This window comes from Hyphomicrobium sp. B1, from assembly GCF_049532635.1.
Taxonomy (GTDB): Bacteria; Pseudomonadota; Alphaproteobacteria; order Rhizobiales; family Hyphomicrobiaceae; genus Hyphomicrobium_B.
This window is the reverse complement of record NZ_CP134871.1, coordinates 3,129,185-3,145,610: the sequence shown is the minus strand read 5'-3', so window position 1 is coordinate 3,145,610 and position 16,426 is coordinate 3,129,185. Positions and strand designations below refer to the sequence as shown.

Annotated in this window: 18 protein-coding genes and 1 tRNA gene; 11 read left to right on the top strand and 8 right to left on the bottom strand. The window is 60.4% G+C overall.

Annotated elements, in window-relative coordinates; translation table 11 throughout:
* Window positions 1-8: 8 nt before the first annotated feature.
* From RLW55_RS15035 to carA, 4 genes are all read right to left on the bottom strand, one after another.
* Window positions 9-710: a hypothetical protein gene (locus RLW55_RS15035; RefSeq protein ID WP_423414610.1), complete on the bottom strand. Its 702-nt coding sequence runs from the start codon at window positions 708-710 to the stop codon at window positions 9-11.
* Between the two features lie 33 nt (window positions 711-743).
* On the bottom strand, window positions 744-1,373 hold the full coding sequence (locus tag RLW55_RS15030; RefSeq protein ID WP_414462754.1) for a hypothetical protein: 630 nt from the start codon (window positions 1,371-1,373) through the stop codon (window positions 744-746).
* Window positions 1,374-1,489: 116 nt separating this feature from the next.
* A complete protein-coding gene (locus RLW55_RS15025) occupies window positions 1,490-2,533 on the bottom strand; it encodes a ChaN family lipoprotein (RefSeq protein WP_423414609.1) in 1,044 nt (347 codons plus the stop codon).
* 23 nt (window positions 2,534-2,556) lie between these two features.
* Entirely contained in the window at window positions 2,557-3,756 is a 1,200-nt protein-coding gene (gene carA, locus RLW55_RS15020; protein ID WP_013947760.1) for a glutamine-hydrolyzing carbamoyl-phosphate synthase small subunit, read from the bottom strand.
* A gap of 174 nt (window positions 3,757-3,930) precedes the next feature.
* Between carA and RLW55_RS15015 the strand changes: the two genes are divergently transcribed.
* The 4 genes from RLW55_RS15015 (at window position 3,931) to RLW55_RS15000 (ending at window position 9,451) form a co-directional block, all read left to right on the top strand.
* On the top strand, window positions 3,931-4,368 hold the full coding sequence (locus tag RLW55_RS15015; protein WP_013947761.1) for a GatB/YqeY domain-containing protein: 438 nt from the start codon (window positions 3,931-3,933) through the stop codon (window positions 4,366-4,368).
* A gap of 220 nt (window positions 4,369-4,588) precedes the next feature.
* Window positions 4,589-6,583, top strand: coding sequence for a DNA primase (gene dnaG, locus RLW55_RS15010; protein WP_423414608.1), 1,995 nt, complete (start codon window positions 4,589-4,591; stop codon window positions 6,581-6,583).
* A 111-nt stretch (window positions 6,584-6,694) separates the two neighbouring features.
* Window positions 6,695-8,674 (top strand): RNA polymerase sigma factor RpoD, encoded by a 1,980-nt coding sequence (gene rpoD, locus RLW55_RS15005; protein WP_013947763.1) that lies wholly within the window; start codon window positions 6,695-6,697, stop codon window positions 8,672-8,674.
* A 282-nt stretch (window positions 8,675-8,956) separates the two neighbouring features.
* On the top strand, window positions 8,957-9,451 hold the full coding sequence (locus tag RLW55_RS15000) for a VOC family protein (RefSeq protein WP_423414607.1): 495 nt from the start codon (window positions 8,957-8,959) through the stop codon (window positions 9,449-9,451).
* 10 nt (window positions 9,452-9,461) lie between these two features.
* Here the strand turns inward: RLW55_RS15000 and greA are convergent, their stop codons facing one another.
* Complete coding sequence (gene greA, locus RLW55_RS14995) at window positions 9,462-9,920, bottom strand: transcription elongation factor GreA (protein ID WP_423414606.1); 459 nt, start codon at window positions 9,918-9,920, stop codon at window positions 9,462-9,464.
* A gap of 37 nt (window positions 9,921-9,957) precedes the next feature.
* Here greA and RLW55_RS14990 point away from each other — a divergent pair, with 37 nt between their 5' ends.
* The gene (locus RLW55_RS14990; protein WP_423414605.1) at window positions 9,958-10,377 is read left to right on the top strand and encodes a secondary thiamine-phosphate synthase enzyme YjbQ; all 420 of its coding nucleotides are present in this window, start codon (window positions 9,958-9,960) and stop codon (window positions 10,375-10,377) included.
* Between the two features lie 86 nt (window positions 10,378-10,463).
* A complete protein-coding gene (locus RLW55_RS14985; protein WP_423414604.1) occupies window positions 10,464-11,039 on the top strand; it encodes a carboxymuconolactone decarboxylase family protein in 576 nt (191 codons plus the stop codon).
* A gap of 6 nt (window positions 11,040-11,045) precedes the next feature.
* Here the strand turns inward: RLW55_RS14985 and RLW55_RS14980 are convergent, their stop codons facing one another.
* Window positions 11,046-11,666 (bottom strand): TIGR02466 family protein, encoded by a 621-nt coding sequence (locus RLW55_RS14980; protein ID WP_423414603.1) that lies wholly within the window; start codon window positions 11,664-11,666, stop codon window positions 11,046-11,048.
* Window positions 11,667-11,798: 132 nt separating this feature from the next.
* Here RLW55_RS14980 and RLW55_RS14975 point away from each other — a divergent pair, with 132 nt between their 5' ends.
* From RLW55_RS14975 to RLW55_RS14965, 3 genes are read left to right on the top strand one after another with little or no spacing between them, the layout of a single operon-like run.
* Entirely contained in the window at window positions 11,799-12,233 is a 435-nt protein-coding gene (locus tag RLW55_RS14975; RefSeq protein ID WP_409559978.1) for a ketosteroid isomerase-related protein, read from the top strand.
* A 14-nt stretch (window positions 12,234-12,247) separates the two neighbouring features.
* Window positions 12,248-12,856 (top strand): GNAT family N-acetyltransferase, encoded by a 609-nt coding sequence (locus RLW55_RS14970; protein WP_409559979.1) that lies wholly within the window; start codon window positions 12,248-12,250, stop codon window positions 12,854-12,856.
* On the top strand, window positions 12,856-13,761 hold the full coding sequence (locus RLW55_RS14965; protein WP_423414602.1) for a carbon-nitrogen hydrolase family protein: 906 nt from the start codon (window positions 12,856-12,858) through the stop codon (window positions 13,759-13,761). Before RLW55_RS14970 ends, RLW55_RS14965 begins: the two co-directional genes overlap by 1 nt.
* Before the next feature lie 47 nt (window positions 13,762-13,808).
* Here RLW55_RS14965 and RLW55_RS14960 read toward each other — a convergent pair whose 3' ends face one another.
* Window positions 13,809-14,537: an SIMPL domain-containing protein gene (locus RLW55_RS14960; RefSeq protein ID WP_423414601.1), complete on the bottom strand. Its 729-nt coding sequence runs from the start codon at window positions 14,535-14,537 to the stop codon at window positions 13,809-13,811.
* A gap of 212 nt (window positions 14,538-14,749) precedes the next feature.
* On the opposite strand from RLW55_RS14960, the gene RLW55_RS14955 reads away from it, so the two are divergent.
* Window positions 14,750-15,517, top strand: coding sequence for a hypothetical protein (locus RLW55_RS14955; protein ID WP_423414600.1), 768 nt, complete (start codon window positions 14,750-14,752; stop codon window positions 15,515-15,517).
* Between the two features lie 97 nt (window positions 15,518-15,614).
* Window positions 15,615-15,690: transfer RNA gene (locus RLW55_RS14950), tRNA-Ile, on the top strand.
* Window positions 15,691-15,877: 187 nt separating this feature from the next.
* Here the strand turns inward: RLW55_RS14950 and fae are convergent.
* A complete protein-coding gene (gene fae, locus RLW55_RS14945) occupies window positions 15,878-16,417 on the bottom strand; it encodes a formaldehyde-activating enzyme (RefSeq protein WP_409559983.1) in 540 nt (179 codons plus the stop codon).
* Window positions 16,418-16,426: the final 9 nt, after the last annotated feature.

Here is a 16,426-nt window from a genome sequence, read left to right as displayed (position 1 = left end):
AAATACCGCTACTTGCCTTCAGCAGGCGCCGGTGTCGCAGGCTCTGGTGCCTTGTCCGGCAAAGCATCCTTCGGCGGCTCGATTTTCATGTCGATCGGGAACGAATAGGTCGTCTTGAAGATCGGCTTGTCTTCGTGGCCCGGCGCAAGCAGCGCATTGCTTGCCGGCAGACCCGTCAGCGCGTCGACGTAGAACATACGGAAGGCTTGGTTCTGCGGCGAGCTTGAACCTTTCTCCGGCTCGCTTTCGAGCTTGTAGGAGAGCACATCGCGGCCGTCGATCTGCGCCCGGCCTTTGCAGGAGTAATCGCCGACGTCGGTCTGCTGTCTGACGACGGTGTCGTCCATCTGCTCGCGAAGCTGCGCTGCAATCTGTTGCGGCACCGGCCGCCAGCCGCTTCCTTGGTCCGCCCAGGCATGGTCACCAACCAGGATGAGTTGCGTGGTCTTGTTGGTGAGCTTGTCGGTCACTGTCTGGCGCATCCGGTCAGGCAGGACGTAATCGACCTGCATCGACGTCGGACCGTTCTCCGTGATCATCTGGGTGTCCATACGGAACCACGATGATTTGCGCAGCTTCTGGAGCGCGGCCGAAACTTCGTCGCGACATGGATTGGCGTTCGGCTTTGCAGGCGCCGTCGGCGGGACTTGCGCCGCCGCGTCACCCGCGAAAACGGCAACTAAAATAAGAGCTAATGCACTGCGGCGCATGGAAATATCCCAAACGAAGCCGGATAAGCGGCGTTAACGGAGCTTTTGCACCGGCGCGTTTTGAGGCGCAACGATGTTGATGTCGGTCGGATATGAATATTTGACCTCGCGCAGCGGCTTGGCGTTTTCGGCCAGGGTGGCGATGACATTATAAGCCGGCAGCCCGGTCTTTGGATCGACGTAGATCGTGCGCGTCATGATCTTCGCGCGATCCGTTTGCGGATGCGTCTTGTCCTCGAAGCGGTAGCCGACAAGGTCCTGGTTCTCGTACTTCACCGTGCCGATGCAGTCGTAACCTTCGAGCTTGCTCGGCCGCGCCAAAGCTTCCGCCACTTCGGCGACGATCGACTGGGTGAACTGCGGCTGCAGTTCCTCGAAGCTGCCACCCGAACCCGAGAATGCCCGGTTGTCGACCAGCATCGTCTGTTGCTCACCCGGCATGGCAGGCGACGTCACGGTCTGGAGCATCCGCAGCGGCGGCATGTAGTCGATCCGCATGTGGGCCTCGCCCTCGGCGGTTTCCTGCGAAAATTCGACCCGGAAAGCTTTCAACGATAGCTGCTTCCTGATGGCGGTAAGAACATCAGCCGAGCAATCCGTTCCGGCGGCGGCTGCCGGGGTCGCAACCGCGAGTGCCGCGACGGCGACAAAGAAAAGGCGCATCAAATTCCTCCCAGATTTTTTCCCTGGGTTATAAGCAAATTTGCCGCAGACGCGACCTTAAAGTTCAGCAAGGTTGATGAGTGTGCGCCATAAAAATGAGCAGCGGCGCGTTCCGGCTATTTCTTGCGCATTTTCTCGCACGGATCGCCGCGCTCGGCCGGTTGTGTGAAGACGATGAAGTCCGCTGCCGGCAGGCCATCGGGATCGCGCGGCACATACGTCTCTGGATCGGTGTTGTCCGTCTCGACCTCGACGAACATCACCGACACGACTTTCTTCTCCGGTGTCCGCTTGCGGATATACCACGGCACGGCGCGATCAGTCCGGGCGTGACCCGTTCCGGCAATCAGAATGGCGGAGCCGTGCTGCTGCGAAGCTTTCAAGACAGCATCGGCCAGATGCGCGTCGCGATACCGCTGCGCGAACGCCATGCCGTCGAACGCTTCCTTCGGCAACGCGCCGCAATGGGCGTCCTCGATTTCCTTAATGGACGCGGCGTCGAACTTCGCACCCAGCGGGATGTCCAGCGCAAGGCGCTTGCTAGCGTCGGCCGGGAGCACCCCTGCCCCGTCTTTCGCCGCCTTCATGATTTCGGCGCGCGACACGTCGCCTGCATAGAACGGTCGCTTGGCGGCGATCACGGTTTCGAACAGCGGATCGTAGAGGTCCGGCCAGTTCGACTTCTGCCAGGCGACGGCGAGCTTGAAGTCGGCGACGGTTACTTTCTCGCCGCTGCGCTGCTTGGCGGTAAATTTGTCAATGCCGGGTTGCTGATCGTCACGAAGCTGCTCGAATACGATCGCGGTTTCGTTCGAAGGCTCCGACAGCGCAAACTCACGAATGGCTGCCGCCTGCAAGAGATGATGGGTGGCGTTGTCATGCATCTCACCGAGGATCAGGATGCCACCGGCCGAGAGCGCAGCCGTCACGGCCGCCTCGAGACGTTGCCATTGATCGTCCGGACACGGCGTTTTGGGATCTTCTGCCTCCGGCCGGGCGGTGGCGTAGATTTGCCCGCAGAGCGGATGGGCGCATGATTTCGATGTCTGCGCGATCTCTTTCAAAAAGGGACCGCGCTTGGCTGACGAACAGGCGTTCGCATCGGCGGCCCAGCCGATCAACAGCAGGGTCGCAGCGATAATACGATGGACGAGGTGCATTACTTTCCCAGGAAACGCGACCCTCAGCGCTCGCGGCTCGTCGGTAGCCCCTTCTGCTCGCGCATCATGTTGACGAAGCGCGTGAAGAGATAATGGCTGTCCTGCGGTCCGGGCGATGCCTCGGGATGGTGTTGGACGGAGAACACGGGACGGCCTTCGAGGGCCAAGCCGCAGTTCGAACCGTCAAACAGAGAAATGTGCGTTTCAATGACACCATCGGGCAGGCTGTCGCGATCGACGGCGAAGCCGTGGTTCATCGACACGATCTCGACCTTGTTGGTCGTGAAGTCCTTAACGGGGTGGTTGGCACCGTGATGGCCCTGATGCATCTTCTTCGTCGTCGCGCCCAGCGCGAGGCCCAGCATCTGGTGTCCCAGGCAGATGCCAAACACCGGCTTGCCGCTGTCGACGAGCTTCTTGATTTCCGGCACGGCATATTCGCCCGTCGCCGCAGGATCGCCAGGACCATTCGACAGAAAGACGCCGTCAGGATTGCGCGCCAGGATGTCCTCGGCCTTTTCCTTCGCAGGAACAACGGTGACCTTGCAGCCGGCAGATGCGAGGCAGCGCAGAATGTTCCGCTTCAAACCATAGTCGACGGCGACGACGTGGAACTCGGGGTTTTCGTTGCGCGGGTAACCCTTGTTCCAGACCCAACGCTGCTCATCCCAGGAATAGCTCTGGCCACTCGTCACTTCCGGGACGAGGTCGAGCCCCAATAGACCGTGCCAGGACTTGGCCTCAGCCTTCAGCGCTTCGATATCGAACTTGCCGTCGGGATGATGCGCGATGACGCCGTTCGGCATGCCGCGCTCACGGATGCGTGCGGTCAAAGCGCGGGTATCGACACCAGCGATGGCGACGATGCCGCGGGTCTTCAGCCAGGCATCGAGATTTTCAGCGGCGCGATAGTTCGACGGGTCGGTGATATCGGCACGCAGGATGCAGCCGCGGACGCCCGAGCGCGATGCCAGGTTCGATGTCTCGGTATCTTCCGGATTGGCGCCGACGTTACCGATGTGGGGAAAGGTGAAGGTGATGATCTGACCGGCGTAGCTCGGATCGGTCAGAATTTCCTGGTAGCCGGTGATGGCCGTATTAAAGCAGACCTCGCCGACGGCCGTCCCCGTAGCACCAAGGCCGCGTCCGGCGATGACGGTTCCGTCATCAAGCACAAGGCGTGCGGTTAGAGGCACTTCTGTCCAGGGTTCAGGTGCGGTCATCTGTCGTCCATTCAAGGAATTGCAAGCGCGGGTCGCTCGTCGCGGCGGAACCTAGGGGAACGGCTTTACAACGTCAATTCCGGACACGGCAAGAAAGTCCGTGCTTTGTTAAAGGCTTGCCCCAGCCTGCGCGCAGACCGTAAACCAGCCCTTCGACCTCAAGGAGACCTACCCATGCGCGCGAAGATCAACGCAGACATCAAAACGGCAATGAAAGCCGGCGAAAAACAGAAGGTGGGCACCCTCAGGCTCATCAACGCGGCCATTCAATCCGCTGAAATCGAAGCGAAGAAAGACCTCGACGACGCGGCGATCCTTGCGGTCATGACCAAGATGGTGAAGCAGCGGCGGGATTCAATCGCTCAGTATACGAGCGGTGGCCGTCCGGAGCTGGCTGCGACAGAGCAGGCCGAGATCGACATTATTGAAGCGTACCTGCCGAAGCAGATGGACGATGCTGCCGTCACGGCGGCCATTGCCGAGGCCATCAAGGAAACAGGTGCGGCGTCGCCCAAGGATATGGGCAAGGTGATGGGCGCGCTCAAAGCCAAGTACGCCGGGCAAATGGATTTTCAGAAGGCCAGCGCGGCAGTCAAGGCGGCGCTAGGCTGATCGCCGGCTAGATATCCTGTCATCCTCGGGCCAAGCTCGAGGATGACACCTGCGACGGGAATGCCTAATGCGTAGGCACTGTGGAAAGCGGGTATGGCTTTACGCAACAAGGCGTTGAATAGCCGGGCTTCCGAGCGAATCACCTATTGATCGGTTCACTGCGGGCCTTCGCAAGAAGGTGCGGCGCAGTCCGTCGCTCTCCTGAGGCCTTATTACGCGCATGCGCTTCAGCCCAAACTTTCTGGATGAGATCCGGTCCCGGCTGTCGGTCAGCCAGGTGGTCGGCCGGAAAGTTGCGTTGAAGAAGGCGGGCCGGGAATTCCGCGGGCTGTCGCCGTTCAAGGCTGAGAAAAGCCCGTCGTTCTTCGTCAACGACCAGAAGGGTTTCTATCACTGCTTCGCGTCGGGCGAGCATGGCGACATCTTCACCTTCGTGATGAAGACGGAGGGGCTGGAATTTCCCGAAGCTGTCGAGCGGCTCGCGGCGGAAGCGGGCGTGCCGATGCCAAAGCAGCCCGAGCGCAACCTCGAGCAGGAAGATCAACGCGAACGCCTTTACCGGCTGCTCGAAGCGTCAGCGGAATTCTTCGAAACTTCTCTGCGTGCGGGTTCCGGCGGCGAAGCGCGACGCTATCTCGAAAAGCGCGGACTGGCTGCCGAGACGATCCAAAGCTTCCGGCTCGGCTTCGCTCCAAATTCGCGGACGGCGCTGAGTGCATTTCTCAAAGGCAAAGGCTTTTCCGCCGCCGACATGGCGACGGCCGGAATGTTGATCGCCGGGGCCGATATTCCTGAGCCTTATGACCGGTTCCGCAACCGGGTCATGTTCCCGATCCTCGATCTCAAAGGGCGCGTCATCGCGTTCGGCGGCCGGGCGCTCGATAAGGACGCACCGGCCAAGTACCTTAATTCGCCCGAGACGCCCCTTTTTCATAAAGGGCATATCCTGTTCAACGCCGCCCGCGCCCGGTCGGCAGGGCACGACAAGAACCGTGTCATCGTCGTTGAAGGCTATATGGACGTCGTGACGCTCAGCGAGGCCGGTTTCGGCGAAAGCGTTGCACCGCTTGGAACGGCGCTGACGGAAGATCAGTTGAAGCTTCTGTGGCGTATTGCACCAGAACCGATCCTTTGCTTCGATGGCGACAGCGCCGGGCAGAAGGCGGCCAACCGTGCCGTCGAGGTGGCCCTGCCCTGGGTCAAGCCCGGACACAGTGTGGCTTTTGCCTTTCTGCCGAACGGTCTCGATCCGGACGATCTGATCCGCCAGCAGGGCGCGGCCGCCATGTCGGAGGTTTTGGAAAAAACACGACCGCTGATCGACGTGCTGTGGGAGCGGGAGCTTAACGCCCAGCCGACAACCACGCCCGAACAACGGGCGGCGCTGGAAGCGCGGCTTGGTGCACTGACCAACTCCATCCAGGATGCGGCAGTCCGCAACCATTACGCGCGGGAGCTTCGCGACAGGTTGTATCAGCTTGGGCGTCAACGCTCGCCAATGCGCAGCGCCGCGGTTTCGGCGGGACGCTTTGACGGCGGCAAGGGCCAAGGGTCCTATGCGCGGCCTGTGGTGGCGCCCGACTGGCGCCAGCGTGACCGCACGCGGCTCGGGGGTGCATCCAGCGAGCGGCGCTTTGCTAGCCGCCGTGACGTGGTCAGCACCCTGCCCCTTGCCAGCCCTGAACTCACTAGCCATTTTCAGAGCATATCTCCGCGCGAAGCTCTGATCATGAAAACCCTTCTTAACCATCCGTGGTTGATTGATGAGTATTCCGAGGCGATTGCGGCGATCGAGTTTGCCGCGCCAGCGCTTTCGGTGCTTCGCGACGAAATTTTAGGGGTTCATGCACGCCAAAATTCACTTGACAGCGCAACTTTACGCACCCAATTGAGCAAATCGGGGGTTGCAAAGGTGGTGGACCTCGTCGCGCAAACGATTACGCACGCCAGCGACCGTTTTGCCGAGCCCGATGCCTCCGCCGCCGATGTCGAAGCCGCCTGGCACCATATTCTGGCGTTGCATCAGCGACAGGCTGCGCTCGGCGTTGCGCTGAAAGCAGCTGAGGAGGCTTGGTATCGGGATTGCACAGAAGAGGCCGAGATGCGCCTTCTCGACATCAAACGCCAGATCGCCCGCGAGGCGGCGATGGATCAAATGGACGAAGAGTTCGAGCAACCCGACGACGACGCTTCTGAGGTAAAGCGCGCTGGATAGGCGCGTATTTCGCATTCCGGCTTCGGCGCGCTGCGGCAGGCAGCAGTTCGGAGCCTAAATCAGAATTGAGCCGTTTCCGTGCGGAAGCGGCGCAGACGACAAGGAACGAAAATGGCACGCGCCCAGCAGGCAGTCCAGAAGACAGAAGACAAAGATCAGGCCGCCGATGCACCAGAACGCGACAGCCCCCTCCTCGATCTTTCCGACCAGGCGGTCAAGCGTCTTCTAAAATCGGCGAAGGCTAAGGGCTACGTTACGCTCGATCAGCTCAACTCGGTGTTGCCGTCGGAGGAAGTTTCGTCCGACCAGATCGAGGATCTCTACGCCACCCTCTCCGACATGGGCATCACTGTCGTCGAGAACGAGGAAGGCGAAGAGAAGGAAGAAGGCGGCGAGGACCTCGTTGACGAGGAAGAAGGCCGTTCGCTCGTCACCCAAAGCTCCTCCGCGCTGACTAAGTCCGAAGGCAAAGCCGAACCGGCAGAGCGTACCGATGATCCGGTTCGTATGTATCTGCGCGAGATGGGCTCGGTCGAGCTGTTGTCGCGCGAAGGCGAAATCGCCATCGCGAAGCGCATCGAGGCAGGCCGCGAAGCGATGATCGCCGGTCTTTGCGAAAGCCCGCTGACGTTCCAGGCCATCATCATCTGGCGCGACGAACTCAACGACGGCAAGATTTTGCTTCGCGACATTATCGATCTCGAAGCAACCTACGAAGGGCCGGAAGCCAAAGAAGTGCCGGCGATGTCCGGCGAAGGCGAGGAATCCGAGGGCGAGCAGGAATCGCAGTCGGGCGAAAGCGATGACGAGGACGAGTTCGAGAACGCCATGTCGCTCGCGGCGATGGAAGCCGAACTCAAGCCGAAGGTTCTCGAAACCTTCGATCAGATCGCAGGCACCTATAAAAAGCTGCGCAAGCAGCAGGACAAAAAGCTCGAACAACAGCTCGTCGGCGAGCAGGGTTCGCGCCAGCAGCAGAAAGCTTACGAGAAGCTTCGCGACGAGATCATCGTCGACGTGAAGTCACTGTCGCTCAACAACAACCGTATCGAAAGCCTCGTCGAGCAGCTTTACGCGATCAACAAACGCCTCATCGGTCTCGAAGGCCGCTTGATGCGTCTCGCCGACAGCTACGGCGTGCCGCGCCAGCACTTCATCGACGAATATTACGGCAATGAACTCGACCAGACGTGGCTCGACCGCGTCGCCAACAATGGCAAGAAGTGGGGCCAGTTCGTCAAAGTGGAACGCGCCCAGGTCGAACAGATCCGCGCCGAGATCCATCAGCTCGCAACCGAAACGGGTCTGGAAATTCCGGAATACCGCCGCATCGTGAAAGCGGTGCAGAAGGGCGAGCGCGAGGCCCGTCAGGCCAAGAAGGAAATGGTCGAAGCCAATCTTCGCCTCGTCATTTCGATTGCAAAGAAATACACCAACCGCGGTCTGCAATTCCTCGATCTCATCCAGGAAGGCAACATCGGTCTGATGAAGGCGGTCGATAAGTTCGAATACCGCCGCGGCTACAAATTCTCGACCTACGCGACGTGGTGGATCCGGCAGGCGATCACGCGTTCGATCGCCGACCAGGCGCGCACGATCCGTATTCCGGTGCACATGATCGAGACGATCAACAAGATCGTCCGCACCTCGCGCCAGATGCTGCATGAAATCGGCCGCGAGCCGACGCCGGAAGAGCTGGCCGAAAAGCTCGCCATGCCGCTCGAAAAAGTGCGCAAGGTTCTCAAGATCGCGAAGGAGCCGATCTCGCTCGAAACGCCGATCGGCGACGAGGAAGATTCACATCTCGGCGACTTCATCGAGGACCGCAACGCGGTGCTGCCGATCGAGGCGGCGATCCAGTCGAACCTGCGCGATACGACAACGCGCGTGCTCGCCTCTCTCACGCCGCGCGAAGAACGCGTGCTGCGCATGCGCTTCGGCATCGGCATGAACACGGACCATACGCTCGAAGAAGTCGGCCAGCAGTTCTCGGTCACGCGCGAACGTATTCGCCAGATCGAAGCCAAGGCGCTGCGGAAGCTGAAACATCCGAGCCGGTCGCGGAAGCTCAGGAGCTTCCTGGATAACTGATCCAGAACTTCAAAGGGCCGCGAAAGCGGCCCTTTTCTGTTTCAGCGCATAGTCTCCGCGGACGAACTGGAACACTGTCCCGCGTTCGAATTTTTTTCCCATTGCTGCCAATGCTGAACCATGTTCGCTATTAGCAAAAACAGAGGTCTTGCCCCTCCCTCAAGTCGCCGTCATTGTTATTGAGACTGAACAGCCGGGAAAATCGGCTGCGGCGAGGTCAAAAAACCTCAGCTTTTCCCGGATTTGAGCGTTACGGCAGCCCCATAAGAATTGGAGGAAACCGTGTCCCAAGTTCAGGAGAATGCCGGCGGCATCCGAAGCGAAAATTGCCAAGCGATCACCCCCCATCTCGTCTGCGCGGGGGCGGCTGACGCGATCGACTTCTACAAAAAGGCATTCGGCGCCGAAGAAGAAATGCGGCTGGCGGGTGCCAACGGGAAGCTGATGCATGCTGCCGTTCGCGTCGGCAACGCCCGCTTCATGCTGGTCGACGAGTTGCCGGAATGGGGTTCATCTTCGCCGATCACGCTCGGCGGCAGCCCGGTCACGATCCACCTCTATGTCGCCGATGTCGACGCATTCGTCGAGCGCGCCGTGAAGGCCGGTGCGATCCTGCGCATGCCGGTCGAAGACATGTTCTGGGGCGACCGCTACGGCATCATCGAAGACCCGTTCGGGCACAAATGGTCGGTCGCCACGCATAAACGCGATATGAGCGAACGCGAGATCGAAGAGGCGATGAAGAAGTTCATGCCGTCTTCCGACTGCACGTCTTGAGCTGATCGCACTACTCGATCTTGGTGATCTCGGCCTCTCCCGCGCCGGCCGCAACGGTGTCGCCGACGGCTTTTTCCATCAGCGCCTGGGCGAGCGGCGAGACGTAAGAGATCCTGCCCTTCGAGGGGTCGGATTCGTCCTCGCCGACAATGCGGAATTTCTGCACACGGCCGTCGTCGCGCTCGAGCGTGACAGTCGAGCCGAACGAGACGACCGAGGCGCTCGCCGGCGCGGCCTGGACTTCGGCCGTCGTCAGCCGCTGGTTCCAATAGCGCAGATCGCGTGACGTCCGTTGGATGGCGTCACGATCTCCAGCGCGCTGCCCCTCGGCCAACTCTTCCTGAAGGCGTTCGACCTCGGCCTGGATCAGCGCTAAGCCTTCCGGGGTGACGAGGTTGCGATGCTCGGAGACGAGCTTCTCGGGAAGCTCTTCGACGGCGTCGGATTCTCTGACAAATGCTCTGCTCATCGAACCAATATAAGCATTTTCCGAGGCCGGTACCAGAATGCGGCAATACCAGCAAACATTGACCCTTAGCACCAGCGGACAGGGGCTGTCCGAGTTTACGCTCGACGTGGTGCAGATCGTTAGCGATGCGGAGATCGAGGTGGGACTGGCGCATATTTTCTGCCGCCATACTTCGGCGTCGCTGCTGATCCAAGAGAACGCCGATCCGGACGTGCAGCGCGATCTCGTAGCCTTCTTCAAGCGCCTCGTACCGGACGGCGATCCGCACTTCGTTCACCGTTCGGAAGGCGCCGACGACATGCCGGCGCATGTCAAGAGTGCGCTGACGCAGACGACGCTGACGATCCCGATCGCCAACGGGCGGCTGATGCTCGGGACGTGGCAAGGCATTTACCTTTTTGAGCATCGCGCGCATCCGCACGACCGACATGTCATCGTGCATGTGATCGGCGATTAACGTCTGCGCTTTGGCATCAGCCTAAAACATCTCTAGCTTAGCGTTGCCGAGACTGCCCCCTCCGCTTCCTCCAAAGGAGTGCCGCGATGCGCCTGCCTCTAATCCCGCTGGATACGCTGACGCCCGAGCAGAAAACGCTCTATGCCGACATGAAGAACGGCATCCAGAACAACTTTAAAGGTTTCACCGCGATCAACGAGACCGGCCAGCTTATCGGCCCATGGAACCCGTGGCTGCGCTTTCCGCAGTTCGGCAGCGCGGTGTGGGAGTATACCAAGGCGATGTCAGCATCGCCGAAGCTACCGCGGCAGGTGCGCGAGATCGCCATTCTCGTCACCGGCACGAAGTTTCACGCGGCGTATGAACTCTACGCGCATGTGCTTATCGCGGAACTGCGCGGGCTTCCCGACGAAAAAATCACGACCATCATTGCCGGGAACCGGCCGAGCGATCTGACGGAAGAGGAAGCTGTCGCCTATGATCTGGCGTCGAGCCTCGTGACGGGGAGCACGCTTCCGGCGTTGACATATAACCGCGCCGTCGGCGCGTTCGGTGAGGATGGAGCGGCGGAATTCATTTATCTCGTCGGGCTTTATTGTGCAGTCTCGGTTATCCTCAACGGCTTCGATGTGCCGTTGCCGGATGACGGAACCGCGGATTGAGCGTACTCAATCCAATCGGTAATTGAAGCTCACAGACACGCGCTCGGCTTTGGCGTGGTTGACCGGTACTTCATGGCGAAGCCAGCTTTCCCAGAGCAGCAGCGTACCCGGCGCGGGCGCGACTGAGACGAACGTCCTGTTCTTGTCCTTCGCCGAGGGCTTCTTCGGCGGGGCGGCCATCAGCATCGCCAGCCGTGGGTCTTCGTATTTGATGGCGCTCGCGTCCTTCGGCACCGCGAGATAGAGCGTGCCGCTGATGACCGAATGCGGGTGAATGTGCGCCGTGTGATAGCCGCCGGGCTTCAGGATGTTGATCCAGAGGCTGTCGAGTACGAGGCGGCGGCCGTCGAGGTCAAATTCCAGCGTCCGGCCAAAGGCCGCGACCTGGCGATCCAGCACCGCGACGAGATCGGCAAAGGCCGGATGCCGATCGGGGAGGTCGTTAAGCGAGGCATAGGATGTATATCCAGGATAATCATTGGCTTTCGACCATCCCTGCCCCGCCCGATCGGCGGCAGCGATTTCGTGGGCGGCATCCAGAAGCTCGGCCATGAGCGCGGATGTCGCGCCGCGCTGAAGCTCCTCACGGTAAACGTGGGTAACGAAAAGCTCTTGAATGCGCGCCATGGCCTCTTTCCGGCTTCGAGATGGTAGGTGAAATGTCGCGTTTACCGCAGCATCCTTGCGCATGGAAGGCCGGGACCCGACCTGCTAAGACCCCCGGCAGATCGAATCGAAAAGCCTACCGGAGAAAGACCGATGTCCGAAACGTCCGCTGAATCTGCAGCCCGCGTCGCAACCGCCGCCCTCATCCGCGACTATTACGAGGCCTTCAACCGCGGCGACACCGACGCGATGCTCGAATTTCTGACCGACGACGTCATTCACGACGTCAACCAGGGCGAGCGCCGTCAGGGCATCGAGAAGTTCCGGGCCTTCAATGCGCGCATGACGCACAACTACAAGGAAGAGCTGAAAGACATCGTCGTCATGGTCTCGAAGGACGGCTTGCGCGCTTCGGCCGAATTCAACGTGCACGGCGTTTACAAGAATACGGAAGAAGGTCTGCCCGACGCAGTCGGCCAGAAGTATGTTCTCCCGGCCGGCACGTTCTTCGCCATCCGCGACGGCAAGATTGCGCGCGTCACCACCTATTACAATCTGACCGACTGGATCGCACAGGTCGCAGGCTAAGGATTAGAGAGCGAATGGCCGCTGACGAAAAGAAGAAGCTCGAGGTCAAATCGGTGACAGGAGCGGATATCCTTCCGGTCCTGCCCGATCTCAGCCGCCTGCGCATGATCGTATTTCGGGACTGGCCTTATCTCTACGAAGGCACGCTCGAATACGAGCAGAAGTATCTTGAAAAGTTCGCCAAGGCGAAGGGCGCGGTCGTCGTCTGCGCCTATGACGGAGATCAGATGGTGGGCGCTTCGACCGGCGCGCCGATGATCGAGCATGCCGACGAGTTCGGCGAGCCGTTCAAGAAAGCGGGCTACGACATCTCCAAGATCTTCTATTGCGGCGAGAGCGTGCTGCTCAAAAGCCATCGCGGCCACGGCCTCGGCCATGCATTCTTCGACGGACGCGAGGCGCAGGCGAAGAAGCTCGGCGGCTTTGAATACTCGTCGTTCTGCCGCGTCGTTCGGCCTGATGACCATCCGTTGAAACCGGCGGATTACGCCCCACTTGATCCGTTCTGGAGAAAGCGCGGCTATGAACCGGTCGACGGCATCGTCGCCACCTACGACTGGCAGGATATCGACCAGACCGCCGAAACGACCCACGACATGCAATTCTGGATGAAGAAACTCTGATGACCAAGAAGACACTCAAAGTTGCAAGCTCTCAGTACCCGATCGGCCAGCCGAAGACGCTTGCCGAATGGGAAGAGAAGATTGCGCTTTGGGTGAAGAATGGCGCAGCGACGGGCGCAGCGCTTCTGGTCTTTCCGGAGTACGCGGCGATCGAGCAGGCGGCGTGCTTCGGTCCGGAGGTCTATAGCGACCTGCAGGCGACGCTTGCCAAGGTTGCCGAGATCAAGGACGCGCGCGTTCAGTTTCACGTCGATCTCGCGAAGAAGTACAAGGTGCATATCCTCGTCGGCTCGGGACCTGAGAAGACCGCAGACGGATTGTTCGTCAACTCGGCGCAGCTCGTCACGCCAAAGGGTTCGGTCGGCGTGCAGGAAAAGCTCGTCATGACGCCGTTCGAAAAGAACTGGGGCGTGACGGCGGGCAAGACGGTGCGCGTGTTCGAGACATCGATTGGCACGTTCGGCATCGCGATCTGCTACGATAGCGAATTCCCGCTGATCTCTCGCGCGATGGCGGAAGCTGGCGCGCAAGTGTTGCTTGTGCCGTCATGCACGGAGCGCGTCTCGGGTTATCACCGGGTGCGCACCGGCTCGATGGCGCGTGCACTCGAAAACACCATTGCGGCCGTGCAGAGCCCAACCGTCGGCGATGCGCCGTGGTCTCCGGCTGTCGACTTCAATGCCGGTGCGGCGGGTATTTACGTGCCGTCCGAGCACGGCATCTCAGACACGGGCGTACTCGCGCAAGGCACGCTCAACGCGGCCGAGTGGGTCGTCGCCGAGATCGACATAGCGCGGCTTACGCATTTGCGCGTTTCGGCCGAGATGCACAATTTCGGCGATTGGCCGGTGCAGCCCGGCGCTCCGACGCCGAAAGTCGACGTCGACGTCGTAAAGTTGATTTAGTTTCGGCTTCCGACTCCTTTCCGAGGAGCGGGCCGGAAGCCGATTTCTTACTTCAATGCCCAGGTGATCGTCACGCGCGCTTCGAGCGTGCTGGTACCGGCTTCGATGGGCACCGAGGACGCGGTAGCTTTTGCGAGCCGCGGCGCATACATCACCGGGCCGTTCGACGACGTCTCTTCCGAAATCTGGATCACGTCGCCGACTTCGGCACCCGCAGCCGCGGCGAGCAGCTTGGCACGGCGCAGCGCGTTGGCGACGGCTTCCTTGCGCGCGTCGTCCTTCAGAGCATCTTCTTTCGACACCTCGAAGGCGAGGCCCTGAATCTGGTTGGCGCCTGCGCTCACGACATTGTCGAGGATCTCGCCGAGCTGATCGAGCTTGCGAACCAGAACGATCACCTGATTGCTGACGCGATAGCCGCGCACCTTCGGCGGCTGGCCCTCTTTATAGTCCATCACCGGCTCGACGTTGAACGATGCCGTCTGAATATCTTTCGGGTCGATGCCTTTGCCTTTCAGCTCGTCGATGATCTTCGTCATCGTCTCGCTGTTCTTCGTTAACGCGTCACGCGCGGTCTCGGCTTCCGTCGAAACGCCGGACGTGATGCGCGCACGATCAGGCTCTGCCTCGGCCGTGCCCGTCGCCGAGACGGTAATTGTCCGTTCCAATGGTCTATCCTCCGCGCGCGCCATGGCGGGCGAGAACGTCAGCAGCGCTGCTACGCCGCCAATTGCGAGAGCCGAAACAATATCTCGAGGACGCAAAGCGCTAAGCATGGGTGTCTCCGCCAGTTTTTCCCCGCTGGCTATAGTCGCTTCGAGGACAAATGAGGGCGAAATACTGTCGTTCGGATGAATGACACGTCGCGGGCCGTTGCAAAGCGGGGCTCGCCGCCTTGCGACGCCCGGATCTCCTGCTATAGCATTTGCAGCTATTGGGGCCGGACCGGGCGGCGTCATGGCTTCCCAAGGATACCGAGACGGTCAGAATGGTCGATACGAAGCCGCGCGCAGACAGTGACAGCAGAAACCATGGAAACGATATTCGCCAATCGTTCGGTGCGGATTTCGTGGTCATTGGTTTTTTCACGCCGAATTACGAACCGGCGGCGGCTGCATTCTCGAAAAATCTTATCCAGCATCGCATCTCGCACCATCTCTACGCGCGCCCTGTTCTCGGCGACAGTTGGTATTCGCAGACGCGACAGAAGCCGACGGTCATGGCAGATGCACGCCGCGACTATCCGGACCGGCCGCTAATTTTCATGGACGTCGATTGCACCGTGCGCGGCGACATTAGCGGCATCCTGCAATCGCCCGGCGATCTTGCCATGCGGACAAAGGGCACGGCGCTTGGCACAACGCGGCGCGCCTTGAAGCCGACGACGCGCGTGCTGCTGCTTCGCCCCACGGCCGGCGCAGATGCGTTCATTGCCGCCTGGGAGGCCGGAACCCAGTACGCAGGCAAGGGAGACTCCGCGGAAGCAATCCTGATCGAGGTGATGGGCGACAGCCCCGAACGCTATGCCATCGGCACGCTCCCGCTCAAGTATGCCGGAATTGAGTTGCATGACGCGCCGGCCGACGCCGTCGTCGTGCACGACAGCATTCACGATCAGACGCGTCCGGCCTGGACATTGCGGCGGGGGTTGCAGCGTTATTTCCGGGCGGGGCGGAACGCGGCTTACAGGATCGCGACGGGGCAGACGTACGATGAGCGCTACGGCAAACGGGGCGCCAGGAACCGGACGAAATAGCTTTGCTAGCGGTTGCCGGGCGGCGACAGAATGCCTGACACAAAATCGTCGTTGTGGCTGTCCGCCCGGCAAACATCTGGTATGAGAAGCACCGCGTGGGCCCGTAGCTCAATGGTTAGAGCTGACGGCTCATAACCGTCTGGTTCCAGGTTCGAGTCCTGGCGGGCCCACCACATTTTTTGCGCAGCCGCCATACCAACCCTGTGCGCCATGATTCCGGTTCGAGGTTTCTCCTCTCACCTCCCCTATTACGCGTCTGCTGAATTTCCCTCCTGATCCATCTGTCAGCGCCCCATCGACGGAGCGCGCGGATGATCGCACGGCTCCGTCGTTTAACTGGTGGAGAGCTGACGTCGTGCGTCAGTAGTCGACGACGCCGTCCAAAGCGTAGTGCTTGATGGTCTTGCGGTTCTTGATCAGCTCATCGATCGACGGCTCGCTCTTCAGGGCGCGTTCGATCGCCAGCTTCATAGCCTTGTAGTTCGTATTGTAGAGATCTTTCTTGTCGAGTTCGGCGTGGTCGGCGCAGCGCGGGTCCAGCCAGATCGTCACGACGATGCAGATCTCATCGACGATCGCCTTCGGAATAATTCCCTCAGCGACGCTATCGACGACGGCATCAGCGATCGCGGCCTGCACGACACCGCCGAGCAGTTCGACATACTCGCCGGAGGCGATCGTCACCTTCGTCGTCATCATGGTGGCCGGACGCGCCATCTGGTTGAGATCGCGTATTGCGAAAAACCGGGTGTGGCCGACGCTCTGACCCATCATGCTGGCGAATGCATGCCCCACTGGGCCGTTGACCGAACCGATCAGCACCTCGGGCATAGCATCAGTGTACTGACCCGGAGCTGCGAGTACAGTCGCCTCACCGGCCTTGAAAATAATATCGCTCATGCATTCCTC

What these genes read in the sequence shown, in the direction of transcription:
- RLW55_RS15035 (WP_423414610.1), bottom strand. Translation starts at nt 710, where the DNA reads ATGCGCCGCAGTGCATTAGCTCTTATTTTAGTTGCCGTTTTCGCGGGT.
- RLW55_RS15030 (WP_414462754.1), bottom strand. Translation starts at nt 1,373, where the DNA reads ATGCGCCTTTTCTTTGTCGCCGTCGCGGCACTCGCGGTTGCGACCCCG.
- RLW55_RS15025 (WP_423414609.1), bottom strand. Translation starts at nt 2,533, where the DNA reads ATGCACCTCGTCCATCGTATTATCGCTGCGACCCTGCTGTTGATCGGC.
- carA (WP_013947760.1), bottom strand. Translation starts at nt 3,756, where the DNA reads ATGACCGCACCTGAACCCTGGACAGAAGTGCCTCTAACCGCACGCCTT.
- RLW55_RS15015 (WP_013947761.1), top strand. Translation starts at nt 3,931, where the DNA reads ATGCGCGCGAAGATCAACGCAGACATCAAAACGGCAATGAAAGCCGGC.
- dnaG (WP_423414608.1), top strand. Translation starts at nt 4,589, where the DNA reads ATGCGCTTCAGCCCAAACTTTCTGGATGAGATCCGGTCCCGGCTGTCG.
- rpoD (WP_013947763.1), top strand. Translation starts at nt 6,695, where the DNA reads ATGGCACGCGCCCAGCAGGCAGTCCAGAAGACAGAAGACAAAGATCAG.
- greA (WP_423414606.1), bottom strand. Translation starts at nt 9,920, where the DNA reads ATGAGCAGAGCATTTGTCAGAGAATCCGACGCCGTCGAAGAGCTTCCC.
- RLW55_RS14990 (WP_423414605.1), top strand. Translation starts at nt 9,958, where the DNA reads ATGCGGCAATACCAGCAAACATTGACCCTTAGCACCAGCGGACAGGGG.
- RLW55_RS14985 (WP_423414604.1), top strand. Translation starts at nt 10,464, where the DNA reads ATGCGCCTGCCTCTAATCCCGCTGGATACGCTGACGCCCGAGCAGAAA.
- RLW55_RS14980 (WP_423414603.1), bottom strand. Translation starts at nt 11,666, where the DNA reads ATGGCGCGCATTCAAGAGCTTTTCGTTACCCACGTTTACCGTGAGGAG.
- RLW55_RS14975 (WP_409559978.1), top strand. Translation starts at nt 11,799, where the DNA reads ATGTCCGAAACGTCCGCTGAATCTGCAGCCCGCGTCGCAACCGCCGCC.
- RLW55_RS14970 (WP_409559979.1), top strand. Translation starts at nt 12,248, where the DNA reads ATGGCCGCTGACGAAAAGAAGAAGCTCGAGGTCAAATCGGTGACAGGA.
- RLW55_RS14965 (WP_423414602.1), top strand. Translation starts at nt 12,856, where the DNA reads ATGACCAAGAAGACACTCAAAGTTGCAAGCTCTCAGTACCCGATCGGC.
- RLW55_RS14960 (WP_423414601.1), bottom strand. Translation starts at nt 14,537, where the DNA reads ATGCTTAGCGCTTTGCGTCCTCGAGATATTGTTTCGGCTCTCGCAATT.
- RLW55_RS14955 (WP_423414600.1), top strand. Translation starts at nt 14,750, where the DNA reads ATGGTCGATACGAAGCCGCGCGCAGACAGTGACAGCAGAAACCATGGA.
- fae (WP_409559983.1), bottom strand. Translation starts at nt 16,417, where the DNA reads ATGAGCGATATTATTTTCAAGGCCGGTGAGGCGACTGTACTCGCAGCT.